This window comes from Mycolicibacterium sp. MU0053 (genome assembly GCF_963378095.1).
Taxonomy (GTDB): Bacteria; Actinomycetota; Actinomycetes; order Mycobacteriales; family Mycobacteriaceae; genus Mycobacterium; species Mycobacterium burgundiense.
On sequence record NZ_OY726397.1, the window covers coordinates 2,535,743 to 2,553,622 of the forward strand.

Below are 17,880 nucleotides of genomic sequence, written 5' to 3' on the forward strand. Positions count from 1 at the left end.
TCGGCGAGCGGTCCGCTAGGCCAGCAGCGCGTTGACCGCGGCCGCGAACTCGGGCGAGTCCGAGGCCGGCACGTTCTGGTAGGTGCCGCCGCTGAGTTGGGCGACCGACTCCCAGGTGGGACGGTCGGGATCGGCGCCCACATTGATGACGTCGACGGCGACCGGGCGGGCCGGGTCGAAGCTGCCCCGGATCAGGTCCTGCAGACCTTGGGCACCCAGGCTCTGGTCGGTGTGCGGCCCGGAAGTGATGACCAGCACTGAATTCGGTTGGCCCGGTTTGAAGTTGGCCAACGCGTCGGCGTACACGTTGCGCAGCGTGGTGAACGACACCGCACCGCCGGCCTGGCTCACCCCGCTCAGCGTCGAGGTCAGCAGGTCCCGACGGGACTGGCCACTGATGTCATCGCCGAGCCCGCCGAGGTTGACCACGGTGTTGCCCGCGGTGCCATCGAAGGTGGTCAGCCCGACCGCGGCGGTCGGCGGCAGTGCGGCGATGCGGGCGTTGATGGCCGGCACGGAGGCGGCCAGATTCAGCGAACGATCGAGCATGATCGACACGGCCGGGCCGGCCCCCGCGGCGGGGGAACTCAGCGCCTCGGCGAGTTCGAGTCGCGCGCTGTCGTCACCGACCGACAGGGTCTGCTCGATCGGCGCCGCGGTGGTGACCGCACTGGTCGGTGGGTCGCCGCCGTCGACCCGGAAGCCGGCGTTGGACAGTTCGGTCAACTGCTCGGGGCGGCGCATGAACCGTTCGAATTCGCTGGCCGCGGCGGCCTGTTCCTCGCCGAGCCAATCGCCGGCCAGCAGCACCGCGGGGAAGTCCGCGACCGCCACCGGTCCGGGTGGAACCCACGAGGTGAGTACGTCTTTCGCGTCGGCGAGGTCGGTGGCCCGCGCGATCAACCGCTGCTCGGTGGTGACCACGGCATGCACCGGTGCGGCCGCCGGGTCGTTGCTGCCCAGCAGCGCCGTCATGGCCGCTTCGAGGCTGTCGTCGGTCAGCTCGGGCGCATCGGCGCGCAGCCGCGCGGCCGCCCCGGCACCCGCGGTGGCGGGGGCACCCGGCGGTGCGGATGCCGCCGCGACGGCCTCGGCCGCGAGCTCGGCCGCGCCACTGTTGTCGTCGCTGGGTAGCGCCAGCCGCAGTCCACCCCAGCCCGGCCGCTGCAGGTTGTCCAGCGCGGCGGGATCGCTTTGCAGATTGGGTAGCGTCGCCCAGTTCTGGTCCGCCAGAGCCGGTTTGAGGTCGGGGTGCATGGCGAGCAGCACCGGGGAGGACACCAGCGACTTGCTGTTGCTCACCGTTTCCGGGCCGGCCGCGGCCTGCAGCCGGGCCTCGGACACCGAGCTGGCCGGAATCCACAGCGCCGGCTTCTCGCCGAGGCTCTGCGGCCATCCGCCGGCCAACCCGTCGATGACGGCGCCGGGGTCGGCGGCGGTCACACCGACCACGATGCAGTGATCGCCGACCGGGCCGGCGGTTTCGTTGAACTTGGCGGCGGCCTGCTCGAGCGGCCCGGCGATCGCCGAATCGGCGATGACCGCGACGTTGGCGTCGCCCTGCAGGCAGCGGCCGGCGGCGACATCGGAGCGGTCCGAGAGCGCGTCGCCGAAGAAGCGCCACATGATGAAGCCCGCGACCACGGCGACCACGGTCGCCAGGGCGACGATGACGCCGACGCTGACACCGCGCCGGCCCGGCGCGACGGTGCGGTGGCTACCGGTCCACTCGGCGTCGGTGCGGTGCCCGCCCGAGGTCTGCGGGTCACCCGGCGGCTCGGCGCCCGAGGAGGCGTCGGCCGCGTAGCCGAACCGGTCCCCGACGCCGTCGTCGTAATCGTCCTGGTACTCGTCTTCGTAATCGTCGTAGTCATCGTCGGTGCCGAAGCGGGCCTCACCGTAGGGGTCGGTGTCGCGGTCGTCGGCGGGGTGCTCGGGTTGCTCGCCGGGGTACCGCGCCGAGTACTCGGCCGAATAGTTGTAGCCGCCGGCGGGATGGTCCTCGCGGTACACCGGGGTGCCGGCGCCGGGGGTGTCGCCGGTGTGCCGACCGTGGTCGTCGGCCTCGTAGTCGCCGGCCTCGAACTGGTCGGTCTCGAACCCGTCGGGGGCGAACGGATCGTCGTCGGAATCGTCGGGGTCGGGAGCTCTGTGCCTACCCACGCTTAATCACCCCTGACTTTCGCCGTTGACCCACCATCCGAGCTGAGTTTAGTCACGACCCGATATTGGCCTTGAGCTCCCGGCGTCGGCGATGCAGGATCGGCTCGGTGTAGCCGTTGGGCTGTTCGGCGCCGGCGAGAATCAGTTCCTCGGCGGCCTTGAACGCAATGCTCGAATCGAAGTCCGGGGCCAGTGGCCGGTAGGTCGGATCCCCGGCGTTCTGGCGGTCCACCACCGGCGACATCCGTTCCAGGCTGGTGCGCACGTCTTGGGCGGTGATCACCCCGTGGCGCAGCCAGTTTGCCAGCAGCTGACTCGAAATGCGCAGGGTGGCACGGTCTTCCATCAGCGCGACGTCGTGGATGTCGGGCACCTTCGAGCAACCGACACCCTGGTCGATCCAGCGCACCACGTAACCGAGGATCGACTGACAGTTGTTGTCGACCTCCTGGTGGATCTCCTCGGGAGCCCAGGTCAGCGATGCCGGGTTGGCCAGCGGGATGGTGAGCAACTCCTCGATCGTGGTGCGGGTCTGGCCCGCGAGCTCGGCCTGCACCGCGAACACGTCGACCTGGTGGTAGTGCAGGGCGTGCAGGGTGGCCGCGGTGGGCGACGGCACCCAGGCGGTGGAGGCGCCGGCGCGCGGCTGGCCGATCTTCTGCTCGACCATGTCGGCCATCAGATCGGGCATGGCCCACATGCCCTTGCCGATCTGGGCGCGCCCGGACAGCCCGGCGGCGAGCCCGATGTCGACGTTGGCGTCCTCGTAGGCCTTGATCCACGGCTGGCTCTTCATGGTGCCCTTGCGCACCATCGGGCCGGCCTCCATCGAGGTGTGGATCTCGTCGCCGGTGCGGTCCAGGAATCCGGTGTTGATGAAGGCCACCCGGTCGGCGGCGGCCTTGATGCACGCCTTGAGGTTGACCGAGGTGCGCCGCTCCTCGTCCATGATGCCGACCTTCAAGGTGCCCTGCGGCAGGCCGACGACATCCTCGACGCGGCTGAACAACTCGCAGGTGAACGCGACCTCGTCGGGCCCGTGCATCTTGGGCTTGACGATGTAGATCGAGCCGGTCCGACTGTTGGTCAACGGGCCGTTGTCCTGCGAGGCCGTCAGACCGTGCACCGCGATCAAACTGGTGAACAGGGCGTCCTGCAGTCCCTCGAAGACTTCCTTGCCGGCCTCGCCGTCGGCCTCGGCGCCGTCGGCGACCACGATGGCGTCGTTGGTCATCAGGTGCCCGACGTTGCGGACGAACAGCAGGCTGCGGCCCGGCAGCGTCAATTCGCCGCCGTCCCCGGTGGTGTAGGTGCGGTCGGAGGCCAGGACCCGGGTGAAGCTCTCGCCGCCCTTGGCGACCTCCTCGGCCAGATCGCCGCGGTTCAGGCCCAACCAGTTGCGGTAGCCCAGGACCTTGTCCTCGGCATCGACGGCCGCCACCGAGTCCTCGAAGTCCATGATCGTGGTGACGGCCGATTCCAGGATGACGTCCTTGATGCCGGCCTGGTCGGTCGAGCCGATGGGGGAGTCGGGGTCGATCGCGATCTCGATGTGCAACCCGTTGTTGACCAGCAGCACCGCCGTCGGCGCGGCGGCCTCGCCGGTGTAACCGGCGAACTGTGCGGGGGTGGCCAGTGTCACCGACTCGTCGTCACCCACGGCGACGCTGAGCTGACCGTCCTCGATCGCCAGCCCGGTGACGTCGGACCAGGTGCCGGAGGCCAGCGGGACGGCCTCGTCGAGGAACGCGCGGGCATAGGCGATGACCTTGTCGCCGCGGACGCGGTTGTAGCCCGTGCCCTTCTCGGCGCCGTCGTCCTCGCTGATGACGTCGGTGCCGTACAGCGCGTCGTACAGCGATCCCCAGCGCGCGTTGGCGGCGTTGATGGCGAATCGCGCGTTGAGCACCGGAACCACCAGCTGCGGGCCCGCGGTGGAGGCGATCTCCGGGTCGACACCGGAGGTCGTCACGGTGAAGTCCTCGGGTTCGGGCTGCAGGTAGCCGATCTCGGTGAGGAACGCCTTGTAGGCCTCGGGATCGTGGGGCTCCAGCACGCGGTGCCGGTGCCACTTGTCGATCTGGGCCTGCAACTCGACGCGCCGCGCCAGCAGATCCTCGTTCTGCGGGGTCAGGTCGGTGACGACCTTGTCCACCCCCGCCCAGAAGCTGTCGGCGTCGATACCGGTGCCCGGCAACGCTTCGTTGTTGATGAAGTCGTGCAGCACCTTGGCGACCCGCAAGGTGCCCACGGTCACGCGCTCAGTCATTGTTCCTCCTCGCCCGGCAATCCCATCCATCCTACCCATCGGTAACCTGTGGTCTCGCACACGCCGGACCCAAGGTGCAGGTCACGACGCTCGCCGCGGCCCTAGCCCGATGCCGCACCGATGTTGCCGTACCCCGTCCGGGCAACGAAATCACCGGCCTTCGCCCCGGTGCTCAAATCCCGGCACCGATCGATCAACGTCGCGCGCAACGGTTTGGACCGCTCCGAGATGGCGGACTGCAAGCGCACGTATTCGGCACGGCCGGCGGGCTCTTCGATGCGGATCGGGTCCAAGCCGTAGTCACGCAGGTCGTACGGGCTCGCGCGCATGTCCAGGGCGCGGGCGGCGGCGGCCAGTTCCAGGCAGTCGAGCAGCAACGTCGAGTCCAGCAGCGGCAGCAGCTTGTAGGTCCACTTGTACAGGTCCATGTTGGTGTGCACGCAGCCCGGCTGTTCGTGACTGCGCTGGGCGTCGCGGGTCAGCCGGGTCGCGTTGCGGGGTGCGGCGGGGTCGGTGAAAAAGCGGTAGGCGTCGTAGTGGCTGCACCGCAACGGCATCGAGTCGACCACCGCATCGGTGCCGGACTGGCCGAGCCGCAACGGCACCGCGCGATGACGGACGTCGTTGCTGCGATACACCATCGCCCACTCGTGCAGGCCGAAGCAGTGGTGCTGCGCGGGCCGACCGGCGGTGGCCGACAGCAGGTCCGCGATGAACTCGATGGTGTCCAGCCGGGAGTCCCGGTAGGCGACACTGACCGTCACGCCGCCCTCGACGCGGTGGTATCCGGTGCGGCCCACATAGTCGCCGGCGGCCGCCCCGGTGAGCACGGCGCCATAGCCGGGATGCCAGCGCAGCAGCTGCCGGGGCCGCAGGCTGTAGTAGGTGAACAGGAAATCCCACACCGGGTGGGGCTGACCGTCCCCCGAATGGTCGGCGAGGAACCGTTGCACCCGGGCCCGGTGCCGGCCGGCCGCGGCGGTCCAGACGGATTCGGGGAGCAGCTTCGTCACCGGCCAGACCTCCCTAGACCCGGTGGGTGCCGTCGCGCACGGTGCCGACGAGGTCCTCGACGAGGTCCTCCAGGGCGGCCATGGCCACCACGGTGCCCGCCTCGTCGGTGGCCAGCGCGAGGTGACTGTTGGTGCGGCGCAACCTCGACAACGCATCCGGCAGCGGCAGCGATGCGGCGACCCGCGGCAGCGGGCGCACCGCCGACAGGTCGAGCACGGCGTCGGGATCGTCGCCGAGGGCGAGCACATCCTTGATGTGCAGGTAACCGAGGAAGGTGCCGGCGGCGTCGGCGACGGGGAAGCGCGAGTAGCCGGTCTCGACCAGCGCCCGTTCCACCTCCCGCACGGCCGGCCCGGCGCCCGGCGCGGCGACCGGCACCGCGCGGATCTCGGCCAGCGGCACCGCGACGTCGGAGACCACCCGGTTGCGGATCTGCAGCGCGCGCGTCAGCCGGGTGTGCTCCTCGGGATCGAGCAGACCCTCCGACACCGACTCGGCGATCATCTCCGCCAACTCGACCGTGGAGACCGTGACGTCCAGTTCGTCCTTGGGCTCGACCCGCACCATCCGCAGCGTGATGTTGGCGCACCAGTTGTAGAACGCGATGAACGGCCGGGCGGCCTTCATGTACAGCAGATACGTCGGGATCAGCAGCATGGCCGTGGTTTCCGGGCCCGCGATCGCGATGTTCTTCGGCACCATCTCGCCCAGCAGCACGTGCAGCGTCACCACCAGGCCCAGCGCCACGATGAACGACACCGTGTGCAGCAGCGCGTCCGGGATCCCGAGCAGGTCGAACGGCGTTTCCAGCAGGTGCGCGATCGCCGGCTCACCGACCCGGCCGAGCAGGATCGAGCACACCGTGATGCCCAGCTGCGCGCCGGCCAGCATCAGCGACAACTGCTCGCCGGCCCGGATGACCGTCACGGCCCGCTTCTTGCCCTGCTCGGCGAGCGCCTCGAGGCGGTCGCGGCGCGCCGAGATCAGGGCGAACTCCGAACCAACGAAGAATGCGTTGGCCGCCAGCAGCACGATGGTCAACAGCACGCCGAACAGATCGCCGCCCATCAGAGCGCTCCCCGCTCGGGGTCGCCGCGGCGGCCGATCTCGGTCAGTTCCAGCTGGTCTATGCGGCGGCCGTCCATCGCGACCACGGTGGCCTGCCAGCTCACCGGCTCGTCATAGCCGCCGTCGGGATCGAAGGCACGCAATTCGACACTCTCGCCGTTCTCCGGGATGTGGCCCAGCTCGTCGAGGACCAGACCGCCGATCGTCTCGTAATCGCCGTCCGGGGCCCGGAACCCGGTGGCGGCGGCCACCTCGTCGATGCGCAGCAGACCGGACACATGCCAGCCGCGGGCCGAGCGCATCACGTCGGGCGTCTCGTCGTCGTGTTCGTCCCGGACATCGCCGACGATCTCTTCGATCATGTCCTCGACGGTGACCATGCCGGCGGTGCCGCCGTACTCGTCGACGACCAACGCGGTCTGCATACCGTTGGCCCGGATCTGCGTCATGACGGCGTCGCCGTCGAGCGTGGAGGGCACCACCGCGACCGGCTGGGCCAGCGCCGCGAGCCGGGTGCTGGCCCGCACCGCCGGCGGTACCTCGAACACCTGCTTGACGTGCACGATGCCGATGGTTTCGTCGAGGTCGCCCTCGACGATCGGGAACCGGGAAAAGCCGGTCTCGGTCGCGGCGGTCACCAGGTCGGCGACGGTGTCGTCGGCCTGCAGCGCCTCGATCTTCGACCGCGGGGTCATGAGCTCCTCGGCGCTGCGCTCCCCGAACCGCAGCGAGCGGTCGACCAGGGCCGCGGTGACCGCGTCCAGGGCGCCGCGGCGCGCGGAGGTCCGGACCAACGACACCAACTCCTGCGGGGAGCGGGCCGAGCGCAGTTCCTCGGCGGGTTCGATGCCCATCCGGCGCAGGATCCAGTTGGCCGTGCCGTTGGTTGCCTTGATCGCCGGGGCGAACAGCGCCGAGAACAGCATCTGCGGTCCCGCGCTGGCGCGTGCGGTGGGCACCGGCCGGGCCACCGCGAGGTTCTTGGGCACCAATTCGCCGTAGACCATCGACAGCGAGGTGGCGATCAACAGCGCCAGCGCCAGCGCGAGACCGCCGGCGACGCCGGCCGGCAGCCCCAGGGCGTCCAGCAGGGGACGCAGCAGCCGCGCCACCACCGGCTCGGCCAGGTAGCCGGTGGCCAAGGTGGTGATCGAAATGCCGAGTTGGGCGCCGGAAAGCTGAAACGACAGGGTGCGATGCGCCTTCTGCACGAACTTGTCGCGCCGGTCGCCGGTGCGGGCGTTCGCGTCGACGGTGCTGCGCTCGAGCGCGGTCAACGAGAATTCGGCCGCGACGAACAGCGCGGTCCCGGCGGTCAGGACCAGGATCGCCAGCACGCTGAGCGCGGTGAACCAGCCGCTCATCGGGCGGACCCGCTTCGGACGCCGGGCCCACGGCCCGGCCGACTAGAGGACGGTTCTTCGGGTTCAGCGCTCGCGGACGACGGCCGCGCTACCTGGAGGTCCCGCCCGTTCGGAGCGGCCTCGACGGGTGCCTGCGGCACGTGTTCCCTTTCGCTGCTCGGATGCTGACGCGCGCCGGATGTCGCACGAGAACAACATCTTAGCGGGACCGTCGGGTTCCCGATGGCGGCAGCGGCCGATCTGGCCGCACTACGAAGGCCAGCCTAAGCTACGTGGTAGATTCGCCGCGATCACCGACGCCCTCATTCCCTACGCGAATTGGCAGGTTGAGAACGTATGGCTATATCCAGATCGACATTTGCCGCCGGTTTCGCGGCGATCGCGATGCTCGCGATGAGCGCCTGCGGCGGCGGAACGGAATCGGAGCCCGCGGCGACCGAGACCACCACCGGCGCCACCGAGGCCGAAGAGCAGAAGGTCGTCGTCTATTCGGGTCGCAGCGAGGACCTGGTCGCGCCGCTGCTCGAGCAGTTCACCAGCGATACCGGCATCGACGTCGAGGTGCGCTATGCGGGCTCGGGCGAGTTGGCCGCGCAGCTGATCACCGAGGGCGATCAGTCCCCGGCCGATGTGTTCTTCTCGCAGGACGCCGGCGCGTTGGGTGCGGTGTCCAACGCCGGGCTGTTCGCGCCGATCGCGGCCGACACGCTGGCCGCGGTGCCCACCGAGTACTCCGCGGCCGACGGCACCTGGGTCGGGGTGTCCGGGCGCGCCCGGGTGATCGTCTACAACCCGGAATTGGCGCCGACTCCGCCCGACACCATCGACGGCCTGCTGGCACCGGAGTGGAAGGGGCAGATCGGCTTCGCCCCCAGCAACGCATCGTGGCAGTCGTTCGTCACCGCCCTGCGCGTGCTGCGCGGCGAGGACGGCGCCGCCGAGTGGCTGCGCGCGTTCAAGGCGCAGGATCCGCGGCCCTACGAGGGCAACGGTGCGGTGCGCGACGCGGTGGACTCCGGTCAGGTCGCGCTCGGGCTGGTCAACCACTACTACCTGTACGAGCTGATCGAGAGCAAGGGCGCCGACAACGTGGTGGCCCAGAACCAGTTCATGGCCCCGGCCGATCCCGGCGGTCTGGTCAACGTGGCCGGTGTGGGGGTGCTGAAGTCCGCCCCGAATCCCGATGCCGCGCAAGAGTTTGCGGCCTATCTGGTGGGGGAGTCCGCGCAGAAGTTCTTTGCCACCGAGACCGCGGAGTACCCGCTGATCGCCGGGGTGGAGCCGGGCAGTGAGATGCCGCCGCTGGCGGATCTGGACCCGCCGGCCGTGGACCTCTCGTCGCTCGATGACCTCGAAGCCACTCAGCAGCTGCTGGTGGAGACCGGTCTGCTGACAAACTGACAGCGTTACCTCAGGACTCGGTCCTGACCGAGTCGCGCCACCGGCCGCCGGCAGCTCTGCTGCTGGCGGCCGCTGTCGTGGTGGCGGCCACCTTCATCCCGTTGTTCTATCTGGGCGAACGGGCCTTCGAGCGCGGCCTGGCGTTCGTGATCGACGAATTGTTGCAGCCGCGCACCGCGGACCTGATCGCCCGCTCGACGGTGTTGGTCGTCGTCGTCACCGCGGCCGCGGTGGTGTTCGGGGTCGGCCTGGCCGTGCTGGTGACCCGCACCGACGTGCGCGGTCGGCGGGCGCTGGCGGTGGCGCTCACGTTGCCGCTGGCGATGCCGAGTTATCTGCTGGCGTTCCTGTGGGTTTCGCTGTTCCCGAAGATCGGCGGGCTGTGGGGGTCGGCGTTGGTGCTGACGTTGGTCAGCTACCCGCTGGTGTTCCTGACCACGACCGCCGCGCTGGCCCGGGTGGACCCCGCCCAGGAGGAGGTGGCGCGCTCGCTGGGCCACAGCGGCGCGTCGGTGTTGTTCCGGGTCACGCTGCGCCAGGCCCGCGCGGCGATCACCGCCGGTGCCCTGCTGGTGGCGCTGTATGTGCTCAGCGACTTCGGCGCGGTGGCGGCGATGCGCTACGAGGCGTTCACCTGGGTGATCTACGGGGCCTACCGGTCCGGGTTCAACCCGGCCCGGGCCGCGGTGTTGTCGCTGCTGCTGCTGGTGTTCGCGCTGGCGTTGGTCGTTGCCGAGCGGTGGGTGCGCGGTCAGGCCGCGGCCCGCGTCGGTTCGGGCACGCCGCGGCCGGCCCCGGTGAGTCGGCTGGGACGCTGGCAGCCCGTCGCGTTGGCCCCGGCGCTCGTGGTTCTGGTTGCGGCCCTGGTCATTCCGCTGTACTCGTTGTCGCGGTGGTTGACGGTCGGCGGTCTGCGCTGGAACGGTCGGCAGTGGCTCGACGCCCTGCAGGCGACGGTGTGGCTGTCGCTGGCCGCGGCGTTGGTCACCACCGTGGCGGCCCTGCCGCTGGGGGTGCTGGCGGCCCGGTACCGGACCCGAGCGGCGCGACTGCTGGAAAGCGCCAGTTACGTGGCCCACGGACTGCCGGGCATCGTCATCGCGATCTCGATGGTGTCGGTCGGTGTGCTGCTGCTGCGGCCGATCTATCAACGGGAACCCCTGCTGATCCTGGCGTACGCGGTGTTGTTCATCCCGCTGGCGGTCGGGTCGGTGCGCGCGGCCGTCGAGTCCACTCCGCTGCGCACCGAGGAGGTGGCCCGATCGCTGGGCCGGTCACCGTTGCGCGCCTTTGCCACCGTGACCGCGCACGCGGCCGCCCCGGGGATCGCCGCCGGTGCGGCGCTGGTCCTGCTGACCTGTATGAAAGAGCTGCCGGTGACGTTGTTGCTGCACCCGACGGGAACTCAGACGCTGGCCACCCGGCTGTGGGGGCACAGCTTCGTCAGTGACTACTCCAGCGCTGCGCCGTACGCGGTGGCGCTGCTGATCTTCGCCGCGATACCGACTGCCCTGCTCGGACTGTGGACCACCGGTCCCGGACGGGAGGTCGGCAATGGCTGAGCGCTCCGCGGACGTCGCGGTCGCGGCGGTCACGAAATCCTTTGGCGCCCATCGGGTTCTGCACGGTGTGGACCTCGAGGTGCCGGCCGGCACCACGACGGCCGTGCTGGGCCCGTCCGGCTGCGGTAAGACCACCCTGCTCCGAATCCTGGCCGGCTTCGAGGAACCGGACTCCGGGACCGTGCACATCGCCGGGCAGCAGATCGCCGGCCCCGGCAAGTCGGTGCCGGCGCATCGGCGTCGGGTCGGACTGATGCCGCAGGAGGGTGCGTTGTTCCCGCACCGCAGCGTGGCCGGCAACGTGGCCTTCGGCATAACGGCCGTCCGCCGCAGCGAGACCGCCGCGGCGGTGCGGCGGCTGCTCGACCTGGTGGGCCTCAACGGGCTGGCCGACGCCCGGCCCGATCAGCTCTCCGGCGGCCAGCAACAGCGGGTGGCGCTGGCCCGCGCGCTGGCGGCCCGGCCGCGGGTGCTGCTGCTCGACGAACCGTTCGCCGCGCTTGACGCCGGGCTACGGGTCCGGGTGCGCGAGGACATCATCGCGATCCTGCGCGAAACGCAGACCACCGGGATCCTGGTCACCCACGACCAGTCCGAGGCGCTGTCGCTGGCGGACACCGTGGCGGTGGTGCTGACCGGCACCGTCGCCCAGCACGCCGCCCCCGCCGAGGTCTACGACCGGCCGGCCAGCCTCGAGGTGGCCCGATTCGTCGGCGACACCGTCGAATTGCCGGGCGATGTCCGTGCCGGGGTAGCGCGCACCGCGCTCGGTGCCCACCCGGTGCGGGTGCCGGCGTCCAACGGGCTCGCGGTGGTGGTGCTGCGCCCCGAGCAGCTGCGCATCGGGGTCGAGGACGGCGCCGTCGGCGTCGTCACCGCCCGCCGGTTCTACGGTTCGCAGGTGGCGCTGCACGTGCTGTTGGCCGGCGGCGCCAAGGTGGTGTTGCAGGGGTCACCGGAGACCGCGTTGGCGGCCGGCGACGAGATCCACGTGCAGGTCTCGGGCTCGGTGCTGGCCTATCCGCTACCACCCGGTGGGCAGCGGGTGTCCCTCGGCGAAACCGGCGGCTGACTGCACCCCCAGCACGACCTTCTCGTGCAAGTCGGCCAGCGTCGCGGCGCCGACGTAGGTGCAGGTGCTGCGCACGCCGGAGGTGATGTGGTCGAGCAGATCCTCCACGCCGCCGCGCTCGGGGTCCAGCGCCATCCGGGAGGTCGAGATGCCCTCCTCGAACAGCGCCTTGCGGGCCCGGTCGAAGGCGCTGTCGCCGGCGGTGCGCGCCGCGACGGCCCGCTTGGAGGCCATGCCGTAGCTCTCCTTGTACGGCCGGTCGTCGCGGTCGTGCATCAGGTCGCCGGGCGACTCGTAGGTACCGGCGAACCACGAGCCGATCATCACGTTGGCAGCGCCGGCGGCCAGCGCCAGGGCGACGTCGCGGGGATGGCGAACACCGCCGTCGGCCCACACGTGGGCGCCGAGTTCCTTTGCCGCCAGCGCGCATTCGTAGACCGCCGAGAACTGCGGCCGGCCGACGCCGGTCATCATCCGGGTGGTGCACATGGCACCGGGTCCGACGCCGACCTTGACGATGGTGGCGCCGGCGCTGACGAGGTCGCGGACCCCGTCGGCCGAGACCACGTTGCCCGCGGCCAGCGGTAGGCCCAGGTCCAGGGCGGCCACCGTCTTGATCGCGTCGAGCATCTTGACCTGATGGCCGTGCGCGGTGTCGACCACCAGCACGTCGACGCCGGCCTCCGCCAGCGCCCGGGCCTTGGCGCCGACGTCGCCGTTGATGCCGACCGCGCCGGCGACCCGGAGCCGGCCCCGCGCGTCGACCGCGGGGGTGTAGATGCCGGCGCGAATGGCGCCGGTGCGGGTCAGCACGCCGGCGAGGGAGCCGTCGGCCTCGGTGAGCACCGCGACGTCGACCGGTGCGTGTTCGAGCATCTCGAACACGGCGCGGGGTTCGGTACCTGCCCGCGCGCTGACGAAATCGGTGACGGCAACATCGCGCACCCGCGCGAACCGGTCGACGCCGACACAGGACGCCTCGGTGACGAGCCCGATGGGCCGGTTCTCGAACACCACGACCGCGGCGCCGTGCGCGCGCTTGTGGATCAGCGCGACGGCGTCGGACACCGAGTCGTCCGGGCTCAGGGTCACCGGAGTGTCGGCGATCAGGTCCCGGCTCTTGATGAAGTCGACGGTCTGCTGCACCGCGTCCATCGGCAGATCCTGCGGCAGCACCACGATGCCGCCGCGGCGCGCGACGGTCTCCGCCATCCGGCGCCCGGCCACCGCCGTCATGTTCGCCACCACCACCGGGATGGTGGTCCCGGTGCCGTCGCTGGTGGACAGGTCCACATCGAAGCGCGAGGCGACATCGCTGCGGTTGGGGACGATGAAGACGTCGTCGTAGGTCAGGTCGTAGGGCGGCCGATGTCCGTTGAGAAACTGCACCTCACCGAGTCTAGTGGCGCGGCTCAGACCTCGACTTCGCTGTGGTCGCCGCTCCACAGCGTGTGGAAACGCTTGTCGCGGTCGGTGTCGATGCGGCCATAGGTGTGGGCGCCGAACAGGTCGCGCAGGCCCTGGGTCAGCGCCGCGGGCAACCGCTCGGTGCGCAACCCGTCGTAGTAGGACAGCGCGGAGGAGAAGCCGGGGATCGGGATGCCCAACTCGGTGGCGGTCACCACGACCCGACGCCAGCTGTCCACCGACTCCTCGATGGCGCTGCGGAAGTACGGGGCCACCAGCAGCGACGGCAGGTCCGGCTCGGCGTCGAAGGCGTCCTTGATCCGGTTGAGGAACTTGGCCCGGATGATGCAACCGCCGCGCCAGATCGTCGCCAGGTCGCCGGGGGTGATGTTCCAGTTGTACTCGTCGCTGCCGGCCTGGATCTGGTTGAAGCCCTGCGCGTAGGCGACGATCTTCGAGGCGTACAGCGCCCGGCGGACGTCCTCGGTGAATTGCGCTGCATCCGAGGGCTTTTGGCCAAGCTGACCGGCCGCCAGGCCGGTGGTGGCGCGGCGCTGGGCCACCGATCCGGACAGCGCGCGGGCGAAGACCGCCTCGGCGATACCGGTGACCGGCACGCCGAGATCCAGCGCGGACTTCACGGTCCAGCGACCGGTGCCCTTCTGCTCGGCCTCATCGAGGATCACGTCGACCAGCGGCCGGCCGGTCTTGGCGTCGATCTGCTGGAGCACCTCGGCGGTGATCTCCACCAGGAAGCTGTCCAGATCCCCGGAGTTCCACTCGGTGAACACCTCGGCGATCTCCGGGGCGCTGTGGCCCAGGCCGTCGCGCAGCAGGTGGTAGGCCTCGCCGATGAGCTGCATGTCGGAGTACTCGATGCCGTTGTGCACCATTTTCACGAAGTGTCCGGCGCCGTCGGGGCCGATGTGCGTGCAGCACGGCACCCCGTCGACGTGCGCGGAGATCTCTTCGAGCAGCGGGCCCAGCGACTCATACGACTCGGCGGGACCGCCGGGCATGATCGACGGCCCGTTGAGGGCGCCCTCCTCGCCGCCGGAGATCCCGGCGCCGACGAAATGCAGTCCACGGGCCCGGATGGCCTGCTCGCGGCGGATGGTATCGGTGTAGAGCGCGTTGCCGCCGTCGATGATGATGTCGCCTTCCTCCATCGCGTCGGCGAGTTCATTGATGACGGCGTCGGTCGGGTCGCCGGCCTTGACCATGATCAGCACGCGGCGCGGCCGTTCCAGCGCGGCCAGGAACTCGGCGATGGTCTCGCTGCGCACGAACTTGCCCTCGCTGCCGTGCTCGGCGAGCAGCGCATCGGTCTTGGCGACGGAGCGGTTGTGCAGGGCGACGGTGTAGCCGTGCCGGGCGAAGTTGCGTGCGATGTTCGATCCCATGACCGCGAGGCCGGTGACCCCGATCTGTGCGGTGCCGGCGGTGGACGTGGGGTCAGCGGAGGTCATGGAACACCTTTCGAATGTGGGTGACGCAAAATTCCGAACCGCTCCCGGCGGTCAGCCGGTGAGCAAACGACGCAGTTCAGTCAACCAGGGCACCGCGACGGCGATGGTGGGCACCACCAGGACGGCGGCGGCGCTGACGTAGGCGGCGACGGCCAGTGCGGCGCTGTTGGGCCGGCCCGCCAGCCGACGCACCCGCACCAACGTGGTGGGGCCGCTGGCCGACATGGCGCCGGACGGTATGTGGCCGCCCGCACACGCGACCAACGCCCGGCCCAGGGGAGTGGGCCCGGTCCGGCGCACTGCGGCGTCGTCGGCGAGCAACTCGATCAACAGCCGCACCGCGTCGAGCGCGCTGCGACTGCGCACGAAGCGCGGGAAGGCGGCGTGTACGGCGGTGAAGGCCTCGAGCACCAGGTCGTGGCGGGCGCGCAGGTGGGCACCCTCGTGCGCGAGGATCGCGGTGACCTCGGAGTCGTCGAGTTCGTTCAGCGTGCCCTCGCTGACCACGACCCGGCTGCGGACACCCGGCAGGCAGTACGCCAGCGGCTGGGCGATCTCGAGGATGCGCAACTCACCCGCCCGTGCCCCGGCGCGGGCCACGGGCGATTCATGAGTGATGCCAAGCAGATCCACCAGCATCCGGTGGTGGGCGCGGCGGCGCCGGGTCGCGATGGCGACTCCGATGATCGACACCATCAGGCGTGCCCCGACCAACAACGTGATCGCGAACGATGCCACATAGAGCAGCCACAACGGCCAGCCCAGGCGGTTGATTTCGGCGGTGATCGAGCGCACCGGCCGCCCGTCGGCGCCCACTTCCAGCAGGCGGCTGGCGACGGCGATACCGGCGCTGAAGGTGGACAGGACGGCGGCGATCGCGATCGCCTGCCACAGCACCACCGCGGCCCGCGGTGCGCGCAACGGCCACTGCGCCCGTGCCAGCGCGGCCGGCACGGGACCGACCAGCAGCACTGCTAGAAGAGCAAAGGCCAGCGCGGACACGCTGACAGTCTCTCTCAGCCCGAGGTCGTTTCGCCAGCTGAGCCTGTCACGCCGTGTTTCGCTTCCAATTCGGCGAGCGCGCGCCGCAGCGCGTCGGCCTCGTCGACGCCGACGCGTTCGACGAAGTGCACCAGTGCCGCCTGCCGGCCGCCGCTGTCGGAGGCCTGATCCAACGCATCGACCATCAGTCCGGCCACCAGTTCATCGCGCCCATGGCGGGGCGCGTAGCGGTGGGCGCGGTCGTCGCGATGCTGAACCACGAGGTGTTTCTTGGCGAGCCGCTGCAGCACCGTCATCACGGTGGTGTAGGCGAGGTCTCGGTGTGCGCACAGTTCCTCATGCACCTGGCGCACTGTTTGCGGCTCAGACGCGGACCACAGGCAGTCCATGACCGCCTGCTCGAGTTCTCCTAAACGCGCCACTTTCGCCATGATCCGTTCGTCTCCGTCAGCGATGCCGTTAGCGTACCTGCGTTTACTACCCAGCGTCGTATGTGTGTCCCGGTTGCCGCGGACGGCAGCCGCAGAAGAAACCGGCGGGACCGCGGAAAGGCGGCTTGTCCAGGTAATACTGTCGGCCATCCGGGTCGCAGCTCCTTCGTGTGAGAGCGGTCACAGGTTTGCACCGCGGGCCGCACGTGCTTTTATGGTTAGGCTTACCTAACCATATGAAGGAGGTGCTGTGACCGCTGTAGTCGACGACCCGCTGATCGCGGGGATGGAGATCCGCTGCGTACTGCCGCTCCATGAGTCCAGCCGCCGGCTCCGGAACCTGTACCCGGAGTGCCCGCGGGTCTACGGCGTCGCCGTGATGGCCGATGTGTCCAGGCGACGGTGGTGGCCGCTGGCCTCGGCGCTCAACGGCGAGCGCCTCGAGCTGATGTTCCACGCCGCTGCCATGGAGATGGACAGTCGCACCGCGGCCGCGCAGCAGCTGGCCGCCACCCTGGCCCACGCGGTGATCGGCCGTGTGGTGGCGCTGGTGGTGCTGGAGGGCCGGGCCTGGGACACCGGGCTGGAAAACCTGTGGGTGCACGTCGATTCCGAGGGCGCCATCGACTGGCTGGGCGTGGTGGATCCGACGCTGCGGGTGTTGCCCGAGGATCCGTGTGCGGGAACCGTCCGCCCGGCCGAAGGCGTGGTGGAGCTGCCCAGCGAGGCCGCCTTGGCCACCTGGATCGCCCATCGCTGCCATCGCACCCTGGCGCCGCTGTTCGCCCGGTTGCACCGCGTCAGCGGTGGCGCGGTCAGCGTCGCCGCGATGTGGCACACCGTGGGCACCGCGATCGTGGTCGCGGCCACCCAGGTGCCGCAGCTGGCCGGCTCGAGCGAGGTCGTCGGGATGCGACGCGGGCAGGCCGTATTGGACGCGCTGGTGGGCTTCGGGCTGCCGGTGCGCGGCCAGTCGGCGTTGCGGGGAACCGCGGCCGTTCAGCGCCGCCAGTTTCGCGACCTCGGTCGGCGGGAAGGTCTTGCGAAATTAGGGCAGCCTTGCCTATCCTGATCACCATGAGCTAACGGACCGCGCCGGAGTCCTGAGGGCTGCAGAGACCCCCGGTCCATCGAAGGCGAGCCCCGTGCCACTTGTGGCGCGGGGCTCGCCGCATTCCGGGACGGCACGGTGTAGACAAGAACGGTGCAACAATCACCCGCAGGGTTCCCGGACGGTTACGGGTCACCCTTTGACAACGAACTGGGCCTGGTCTTCACCGATGTCACGCCCGACGGAATCTCGGCGCAACTCGAGGTGAAGCCGACGCTGCTGCAACCGATGGGCATCGTGCACGGCGGGGTTTACTGCGCGATCGTCGAGTCCGTCGCGAGCACCTCGGCGTTCGTGTGGCTGGCCGAACACGGCGGCGGCAACGTCGTCGGCGTCAACAACAACACCGACTTCCTGCGCGCCATCTCCGCGGGCACGGTCTACGCGGAATCCGAACCGCTGCACCGGGGCCGACGTCAGCAGCTGTGGATCGTGACCATCCGCGACGAAAAAGACCGGGTGGTCGCGCGCGGTCAGGTCCGGTTGCAGAACCTCGACGGCTGACGCGTGCGTGCTGCCGGATGCGTTCGGCCGTGGCAGTATTCCC

The 17,880-nt window shown here is 70.1% G+C and carries 14 protein-coding genes; 5 read left to right on the top strand and 9 right to left on the bottom strand.

Going from position 1 to position 17,880, the window contains the following annotated elements; genetic code table 11:
• Positions 1-15: 15 nt before the first annotated feature.
• The 5 genes from RCP80_RS11720 to RCP80_RS11740 form a co-directional block, all read right to left on the bottom strand.
• Positions 16-2,163, bottom strand: a complete 2,148-nt coding sequence (locus RCP80_RS11720; protein WP_308482477.1) for a vWA domain-containing protein — start codon at positions 2,161-2,163, stop codon at positions 16-18.
• 52 nt (positions 2,164-2,215) lie between these two features.
• Positions 2,216-4,432, bottom strand: a complete 2,217-nt coding sequence (locus RCP80_RS11725) for a malate synthase G (RefSeq protein ID WP_308482478.1) — start codon at positions 4,430-4,432, stop codon at positions 2,216-2,218.
• 101 nt (positions 4,433-4,533) lie between these two features.
• Positions 4,534-5,445 (bottom strand): 3-methyladenine DNA glycosylase, encoded by a 912-nt coding sequence (locus RCP80_RS11730; protein WP_308482479.1) that lies wholly within the window; start codon positions 5,443-5,445, stop codon positions 4,534-4,536.
• 13 nt (positions 5,446-5,458) lie between these two features.
• Positions 5,459-6,514, bottom strand: coding sequence for a hemolysin family protein (locus RCP80_RS11735; RefSeq protein WP_308482480.1), 1,056 nt, complete (start codon positions 6,512-6,514; stop codon positions 5,459-5,461).
• Complete coding sequence (locus RCP80_RS11740; RefSeq protein WP_308482481.1) at positions 6,514-7,878, bottom strand: hemolysin family protein; 1,365 nt, start codon at positions 7,876-7,878, stop codon at positions 6,514-6,516. The genes RCP80_RS11735 and RCP80_RS11740 overlap by 1 nt, the downstream gene beginning before the upstream one ends.
• A gap of 336 nt (positions 7,879-8,214) precedes the next feature.
• Between RCP80_RS11740 and RCP80_RS11745 the strand changes: the two genes are divergently transcribed.
• The 3 genes from RCP80_RS11745 to RCP80_RS11755 all read left to right on the top strand — a co-directional run bounded on the left by RCP80_RS11745 (position 8,215) and on the right by RCP80_RS11755 (position 11,913).
• Complete coding sequence (locus RCP80_RS11745; protein ID WP_308482482.1) at positions 8,215-9,279, top strand: iron ABC transporter substrate-binding protein; 1,065 nt, start codon at positions 8,215-8,217, stop codon at positions 9,277-9,279.
• 80 nt (positions 9,280-9,359) lie between these two features.
• Entirely contained in the window at positions 9,360-10,841 is a 1,482-nt protein-coding gene (locus RCP80_RS11750) for an ABC transporter permease (RefSeq protein WP_373693493.1), read from the top strand.
• Positions 10,834-11,913: an ABC transporter ATP-binding protein gene (locus RCP80_RS11755; protein ID WP_308482484.1), complete on the top strand. Its 1,080-nt coding sequence runs from the start codon at positions 10,834-10,836 to the stop codon at positions 11,911-11,913. Before RCP80_RS11750 ends, RCP80_RS11755 begins: the two co-directional genes overlap by 8 nt.
• Here RCP80_RS11755 and RCP80_RS11760 read toward each other — a convergent pair.
• Genes RCP80_RS11760 through RCP80_RS11775 form a run of 4 tightly spaced genes read right to left on the bottom strand, consistent with a single transcriptional unit; the run spans position 11,866 to position 16,222 of the window.
• Positions 11,866-13,302 carry a GuaB1 family IMP dehydrogenase-related protein gene (locus RCP80_RS11760; RefSeq protein ID WP_308482485.1) on the bottom strand — a complete coding sequence of 479 codons (1,437 nt, stop codon included), beginning with the start codon at positions 13,300-13,302 and terminating at the stop codon, positions 11,866-11,868. The genes RCP80_RS11755 and RCP80_RS11760 overlap by 48 nt on opposite strands.
• Before the next feature lie 23 nt (positions 13,303-13,325).
• Positions 13,326-14,789, bottom strand: a complete 1,464-nt coding sequence (gene gndA / locus RCP80_RS11765; RefSeq protein WP_308482486.1) for an NADP-dependent phosphogluconate dehydrogenase — start codon at positions 14,787-14,789, stop codon at positions 13,326-13,328.
• A gap of 51 nt (positions 14,790-14,840) precedes the next feature.
• Positions 14,841-15,791, bottom strand: a complete 951-nt coding sequence (locus tag RCP80_RS11770) for a M56 family metallopeptidase (RefSeq protein WP_308482487.1) — start codon at positions 15,789-15,791, stop codon at positions 14,841-14,843.
• 14 nt (positions 15,792-15,805) lie between these two features.
• Positions 15,806-16,222, bottom strand: a complete 417-nt coding sequence (locus RCP80_RS11775; protein WP_308482811.1) for a BlaI/MecI/CopY family transcriptional regulator — start codon at positions 16,220-16,222, stop codon at positions 15,806-15,808.
• A 286-nt stretch (positions 16,223-16,508) separates the two neighbouring features.
• Here RCP80_RS11775 and RCP80_RS11780 point away from each other — a divergent pair, with 286 nt between their 5' ends.
• Complete coding sequence (locus RCP80_RS11780) at positions 16,509-17,294, top strand: iron reductase (RefSeq protein WP_373693528.1); 786 nt, start codon at positions 16,509-16,511, stop codon at positions 17,292-17,294.
• Positions 17,295-17,426: 132 nt separating this feature from the next.
• Complete coding sequence (locus RCP80_RS11785) at positions 17,427-17,837, top strand: PaaI family thioesterase (protein ID WP_308482489.1); 411 nt, start codon at positions 17,427-17,429, stop codon at positions 17,835-17,837.
• Positions 17,838-17,880: the final 43 nt, after the last annotated feature.